The organism is Pseudogemmobacter lacusdianii (assembly GCF_030848395.1).
Lineage (GTDB): Bacteria > Pseudomonadota > Alphaproteobacteria > Rhodobacterales > Rhodobacteraceae > Pseudogemmobacter > Pseudogemmobacter lacusdianii.
Map to the genome: position 1 here is coordinate 24424 of NZ_JAVDBT010000022.1, position 6510 is coordinate 30933.

Here is a 6510-nt window from a genome sequence, read left to right on the forward strand (position 1 = left end):
CGGCAAAGGGGAACACATGTTCCACCGATGGGAGGTTTCAAGGAATGGCTGTCGCTCTGGACGATCTGGACCGGAAAATCCTGTCGGAACTGCAAAAGGATGCTGAGCAATCCTTGGATGAAATCGCCCGCCGGGTGGGTTCGTCGAAGACGCCGGTTTGGAACCGGATTCGTAAGATGAAGGATATGGGCGTGATTGCGCGCACCACCGCGATCCTTGATCCCGAGGCTTTGGGCTTAGAGGCCTGCTTCTTCGTGCTGATCCGCACGTCCGAGCATGAGGCCGATTGGCAGCGCAAGTTCCTGAAAGCGTTGAAAGAGCGCCCCGAGGTGATGGAAGCGCATCGGCTGGCCGGGGATATCGACTATATCCTAAAGGTCCGCGTGAAGAATGCCCGCGCTTATGATCAGTTCTATCAAGCCCTGATCTCCGAAGTGCGGATTTATAATGTGACGGCTTTGCTGAGCATGGAAGAGATCAAATCCACGACGACGCTGCCACTTTGAGCCGCGCACTTTGTTCTGGCCGGGCCGGGGGCCAGCCCCCGGACCCCCGGGATATTTACAAGACAGAAAATGAGAACACTCCGTCCTGTGTCCACAGAACGGAGTGCCATTTCCTGCCACGGTCATCGGCGTCCCCGCCTGTACCGTAAGCCCGTGATCGCATCGTAAGCTTAAGGAAGAGTTAAGCCGCGAGGATCTCTCTGCTCATTTTCTGTCCCTAAATATCCCACGGGGGTCCGGGGGTGTGAAACCCCCGGCCTTGGCCTTAACGCGATACCATCAGCTTCTCGAGGCCGTGGAAGTGATAGACATCGCCGTAGCGCGGAGGGGCAGCCAGCTGGAGGCTGGGGCAGGCGGCGAAGAGTTTCGGCAAGGCGATTTGCAGCTCAAGCCGTGCCAAGGGGGCGCCAACGCAGAAGTGCAAGCCGGCGCCGAAAGTGGCCATCGGCTGCACGCGGCGCTCGGGGCGGAAGCGGCCGGGGTCTTCCCAGGGGCCGGGATCGCGGTTCGCGGCGGCAAGAAGCAGGGCCACTTTATCGCCGCGTTTGAACTGATGCCCCATCACCTCGGCATCCTCATAGACCCAGCGGGTGAAGAGATGGAGTGCGGGATCGTAGCGCAGGATCTCTTCCACCGTTCCGGCGATCGCATCTTGGCCAAGCGCGGACAAAGGCGTGCGGTGTTCCAGAAGGGTTTTCACCCCATTGCCGATCGTATGCACCGTTGCCTCATGGCCGGCGTTCAGCAGCAGGATGCAGGTCGAGATCAGCTCATCGGTCGAGAGCCGCTCTCCCTCGGCCTCGGCGGCGATGAGATGGGTGATGAGATCATCGGCCGGGCGGGCGCGGCGTTCTTCGACATAGCTGCGCATAAAGGCCACGAAAGCCTCAGTTGCGGCGGCGGCGCGATCTTCGGTCTCACGCGTGCGGCTGGCCATATAGACATTGACCATCGCATTGGACCAACGCAGCAGATCGGGGGCCATCTCTTCGGGCACGCCAAGGAGGCGGGCGATGATCCGCACCGGCAGGGGTTGGGCGAAATGCTCCAGAAGGTCGAAGGGGCCTTCGGGGAAGTTGGCGATCAGTTCATCGGTCAGCGCTTCGATCTCGGGGGCGAGGGCCGCGATCCGGCGCGAGGTGAACGCGCGCAGCACGAGCCCGCGCAGCCGGGTGTGGCGCGGCGGTTCAAGCTCCAGCATCGAATGCGCCTCGACCGCGTAGAAGGGGCGCAGATGCTCGGGGAAGGGCTGCACCAACTCGGCCGGGGTTTCGCGGCCAAAGCGGCGGTCGCGGAAGATGGCACTGACGGCAGCGGCATTGCCGGTGCAGATCAGGTCATACTCTTCCCAGCGGAAGAAGGGGCCAGCCGCGCGGGCGCGTTCGTAAAACGGGTAAGGGTTTTGAACGAAGTCAGGATCGGTGGGCGATTGGTGCAGAGTGATCATCACAGGAACTCAACGACGGAAGAAGGAGGGCAGCGGCACAAGGCCTTGGGCGATCAGCACGCCAATTGCCACGATCGCTGCGGCAAAGGCCTGCCACCAATTCCACGCCGAGCCAAGGGCGAACAGGATCAGCATGACATAGAACGGTGCGGCATTGATGTGCAGCGCCGACAGGCCAATGCCCAAACGCTCGACCGACATGATCCACAGGACCTGGCTGACGCCAAGGGCTCCGACACTGTAAAGCAGCAAGGTGCCAAGCTCGGGCCAGCCCCAGTTAGACAGCTCCGGTGCAGCCCCGCCCATGAACCATTGCAACCCGGCTGCGGTGCTCATCGCTACGGCAGCGCCGGTGAGCGTTACGCCGGTGCGCCCGATCGGGCTAAGGTCGGGGAAGGCGGTCACGGTCAGCCGCGAGCCCGTGGTGAAGGTCAACACCGAGGCAAAGCAAAGCCCAACCCCTATGAGCATGGTCAGCCCCGAGCCCGCTTTACCGCTTGGGTCCAGCATCATTGCAGCCCCCAAAACCGAAAGCACCAGCCCAAGGATCACAGCTGCCGTCAGGCGGCGCTTGTCGAAGACCACCTCAAGCGCGATGCCGACCACTGGCATCGAGGCGGAAACCACAGCGGCGGTGATCGCCCCTCCACGGGCTTGACCCAAGATCAAGAACCACCCGGCCAGGCCAATCAAGCTGCCAATGGCGATGCCTTTGAGCCAATTGACCTGCAACATCGGCCCAAAGCCTTCACGCAACAGCCAAAAGAGCAATACCGCAGCGGCGGCAAAGCCCATCCGAGCGGCGGCGAGTTGATCGGCGCCCAGCAGCGGGATCAGATGGTCCGCCGCAGGGATCCCTGTGGACCAAATCAGCATCGAGGCCATGCAGATCACATTGGCGACCATCAGGCTGCTGGTCGGGCGGGCAAGGGCATGTGTCATTTGGGCTTAGGCATTCAATAAAAGGGCAAGGAAAATGCGGGCTAGATCGTGGCGGCAAGGGCTGCGACAATCGCGCCAAAATCAGCGGCCTTAAGGCTTGCGCCGCCCACCAAGGCGCCGTCCACATCGGCGACAGCGAAAATCTCGGCCGCATTCGAGGGTTTGACCGAGCCGCCGTAGAGGAGCCGCATGTCCTTGGCCTCAACGCCGAAACGCTCGGTCAGCTTTTCGCGCATAAAGCCATGCACTTCGGCGATCTGTTCAAGGCTGGGGGTGCGGCCCGTGCCGATGGCCCAGACCGGCTCATAGGCTAGCACTGTATTGGCGGCGGTGGCGCCCTCGGGGACCGATCCTGCCAATTGGGTGGCGATAACCTGCAATGTGGTGCCGCTGTCGCGCTCGGCCTCGGTCTCACCAAGGCAAATGATGGCGGTAAGGCCTGCGGTCCAAGCCGCCTTGACCTTGGCGCAGACCAAAGCGTCGCTCTCAGCATGATCGGCGCGCCGTTCGGAATGGCCCAAGATGACCATCGAGGCACCCGCCTCGGCCAGCATGGGCGCTGAAATGTCGCCGGTATGGGCGCCGGCAGTGTTGGGGTGGCAGTCCTGCCCACCCACCAACAGGGCCGAGCCTGCAGAGGCCGCGGCCATTTGCGCCAAAAGGGTGGCTGGCGGGCAAAGCAGCATGTCGCATAGGGGGGCAGGGTGGCTTGCCAAAAGCGCCTGTACTTCGGCCAAAGCCGCGGCAGAGCCGTTCATCTTCCAATTGCCTGCGGCCAATTTGCGCATGGTGCCCCCCTTAATCTGACTGACACAGCCCTAGCGCAGCGGCTGCGGTCTGGGAAGGGAAAGATCAGCGCGGCGCGGGGGGGCGCGGAAGGGCGGCGCAGCTTAAAGCTTGGGCACGCCCGAGGGGGTGACGTCAGACGCCGGGCTGCCGGCCTCTTTAAAACTGATCGACTCGCCGCAGCCGCAAGCCTCGGCCACATTGGGGTTGCGGAAGACGAACTTCGATTCCAGCAGGCTGCTTTCGTAATCGACCACCGTGCCGAAGAGATACATCTGCGCCATCGGCGCGATCATCACCCTTGCACCATCCTGCTCGACCACCTCGTCCAAGGGGTTCACCTCGGAGACGTAATCCATCGTATATTCCATCCCCGCGCAGCCGCCCTTCTTGACGCCAATGCGCAGGCCCTGACGCCCGTCGCGCGCCATCAAACGCGCGATCTGTTTCACCGCTGCGGGGGTGATGGTGACTGCGGCTTTGCCGGGGATGCCGAACATTTTGGAATTCCTTTACCTTGCCTGAAAGGTAATCCCGCAGGGGGGCAAGTTCAAGCAGCCCCAACCGCGCAAGACAGCAGCGCGCCCCATGAAGGCGCGCGCCTGCCTCTTACATAAAGCCAAGCTCAAGCCGCGCTTCGTCGGACATGAACTCCATGCCCCAAGGCGGATCGAAGGTCATCAAAACCTCAACCGATTTCACACCCGCCAAAGGCTCAACCGCATCCGAGACCCAGCCCGGCATCTCGCCAGCCACCGGGCAGCCCGGAGCGGTCAGAGTCATGGTGATCTGGACATCATTTTCGGCGTTGATCTCAATGGTGTAGACCAGACCAAGATCAAAGATATTGACCGGGATTTCGGGGTCAAAGACCGAACGGCAGGCTTCGACCACGCTGTCGTAAAGCGGATGGTCGGTGCTCGAGGGCTTGATCAGAGGGGCTCCCTCGACCGTTTCCTGCATATGATCCTGCATGGTCTTATGGTCCTGCGGCTGTTGTTGAGTGTTTATATAGGTTTTTTGAGAGCAGAGGTCCAGAGGCGCTGGGGGGCTTGGATGCAACGGCTGAACCTGGCGCGAAACCCGGTTGGGACTGGTCAAAGCAAAGGGCCGCTCTGGGGCGGCCCTTAGGTTATCCGTCTATAGTCGTAGATCAGCAGCGGGGCAGGGCTTTCGCCTTGCGCAATGGCTATGGATCAGAACGGGATCTCGTCATCCATATCCGAGGCGCGCCCGCCGCCCTGACCGCCGCCTTGGCTGCCGCCCGAGCCGCCACCATAGCCGCCACGGCCGCCACCCTGGGCGCCACCGCCTTGGCTGCCGTAATCATCATAGCCACCGCGATCATCATAACCGCCTTGGCCGCCAGCTTGGCCGCCGCCGCCATCACCGCGCCCGCCCAAAAGCGTCAGGTTGCCCGAGAACTGGCGCAGCACGATTTCCGTGGTGTAACGGTCTTGGCCGGATTGATCCTGCCATTTGCGGGTCTCAAGCGCGCCCTCGATATAGACCGTGCTGCCTTTGCGCAGATATTGCTCGGCGATCCGGCCCAAAGCCTCGTTGAAAATGGCAACCGAATGCCATTCCGTGCGCTCTTTCCGCTCACCCGTTTGCTTGTCGCGCCAGGTTTCCGAGGTGGCGATCCGAAGGTTTACCACCTTGCCGCCATTTTGGAAGCTGCGCACTTCGGGGTCGCGGCCAAGATTGCCAACGATGATCACCTTATTGACCGAGCCCGCCATATCGCACCTCTTATTTTTCGATTTTTGGTCTGATTCCGTGAAGGACGAAGGCTTGCTTCGGTTCCGTTGCTAAAATCTCTACACCTGCCCCCGGCTCACCGCAACCGGCGCGGTATCTTGACGGGGCGGTCGGGAGGCGGCAGCGGCTCGGCGGAGCTTTGCTTATGCAATCGCCGCGGCGAAGCGGCTTTTGGCAGTTCGCACTGGAAAGCCGAGCAAAGCCGATTATAGTGCCCGCGATTGCCAGAGCCGGAATTTCGCCAGCTTTGATCTTGCTTGGCCTTTAGGATATTGTTTCCAAGCCGGTTTCGATTGCGAGGGAAGACAGACGTGACCACGCGCCATCGCTTTGTTTTTGGGGTTCAAGGCGCCGCTCTTCGCGCGCTTGTGGCAGTTTGCCTATCGGGCGCCATGCTGATCCCTGCCGCTGCACCTGCTTTTGCGGAAGGGCTGGTGTTTCAAGGCAAAAAGAACCGCTCCAGCGTTTTCAAAAGCCAAAGCGCTTTGCTGGATGGGCGGCTGGCCGGGCAATACTCCGGCTCGGTGAAGCTGACGCCAGAGTATAAGGCGGGCAAAGTTGCCGCCGAAGAGGGCGGTGTCGTGGTGCCGAAGTTCCGCGGCAATTACAAAGGCCAATATTTGGCGGTGGCCAAAGAGCTGGCGCGCAAACACGCGATCCCCGAGGATTTGTTCTTGCGGCTGGTGCAGCGTGAGAGCGGCTGGAACCCAAGTGCGGTCAGCCATAAGGGCGCGACGGGCCTTGCGCAGCTGATGCCGGGCACGGCGAAGACACTGGGCGTCGATATTAATGATCCGCATCAAAACCTTGAAGGCGGCGCGCGCTATCTTCGTATGATGTATGATAAATTCGGCAGCTGGAACCTTGCCCTTGCGGCCTATAACGCAGGGCCGGGGGCCGTTGAAAAGCACGGCGGCGTGCCGCCTTATGCCGAGACGACGGCCTATGTGAAGGCGATCCTTGGTTAAAGGAAGAGGGGGCTCTGCCCCGGTCTGCTTTGCAGCGCTGCGCCGCGCGGCGGGGAGCCCGGCCTTGGCCGGGCTTTTTGTTACTCGGCGGCGATTTTGA

Annotated in this window: 8 protein-coding genes; 2 read left to right on the forward strand and 6 right to left on the reverse strand. The window is 61.6% G+C overall.

Annotation, left to right across the window (positions count from 1 at the left end; all coding sequences use genetic code 11):
• Positions 1–44: 44 nt before the first annotated feature.
• Positions 45–506: an Lrp/AsnC family transcriptional regulator gene (locus Q9295_RS17095; RefSeq protein ID WP_306681797.1), complete on the forward strand. Its 462-nt coding sequence runs from the start codon at positions 45–47 to the stop codon at positions 504–506.
• Positions 507–771: 265 nt separating this feature from the next.
• Here the strand turns inward: Q9295_RS17095 and Q9295_RS17100 are convergent, their stop codons facing one another.
• The 6 genes from Q9295_RS17100 to ssb form a co-directional block, all read right to left on the reverse strand.
• On the reverse strand, positions 772–1953 hold the full coding sequence (locus tag Q9295_RS17100) for a cytochrome P450 (RefSeq protein ID WP_306681798.1): 1182 nt from the start codon (positions 1951–1953) through the stop codon (positions 772–774).
• 9 nt (positions 1954–1962) lie between these two features.
• A complete protein-coding gene (locus Q9295_RS17105; RefSeq protein ID WP_306681799.1) occupies positions 1963–2895 on the reverse strand; it encodes a DMT family transporter in 933 nt (310 codons plus the stop codon).
• Positions 2896–2936: 41 nt separating this feature from the next.
• Positions 2937–3683 (reverse strand): triose-phosphate isomerase, encoded by a 747-nt coding sequence (tpiA, locus tag Q9295_RS17110; protein WP_306681800.1) that lies wholly within the window; start codon positions 3681–3683, stop codon positions 2937–2939.
• 102 nt (positions 3684–3785) lie between these two features.
• Positions 3786–4181, reverse strand: a complete 396-nt coding sequence (locus Q9295_RS17115; protein ID WP_306681801.1) for a HesB/IscA family protein — start codon at positions 4179–4181, stop codon at positions 3786–3788.
• 109 nt (positions 4182–4290) lie between these two features.
• Positions 4291–4656, reverse strand: coding sequence for an SUF system Fe-S cluster assembly protein (locus tag Q9295_RS17120; RefSeq protein ID WP_306681802.1), 366 nt, complete (start codon positions 4654–4656; stop codon positions 4291–4293).
• Positions 4657–4877: 221 nt separating this feature from the next.
• Complete coding sequence (gene ssb / locus Q9295_RS17125; RefSeq protein ID WP_306681804.1) at positions 4878–5423, reverse strand: single-stranded DNA-binding protein; 546 nt, start codon at positions 5421–5423, stop codon at positions 4878–4880.
• Positions 5424–5834: 411 nt separating this feature from the next.
• Between ssb and Q9295_RS17130 the strand changes: the two genes are divergently transcribed.
• Complete coding sequence (locus Q9295_RS17130; protein WP_306681807.1) at positions 5835–6410, forward strand: lytic transglycosylase domain-containing protein; 576 nt, start codon at positions 5835–5837, stop codon at positions 6408–6410.
• Positions 6411–6510 lie beyond the last annotated feature (100 nt).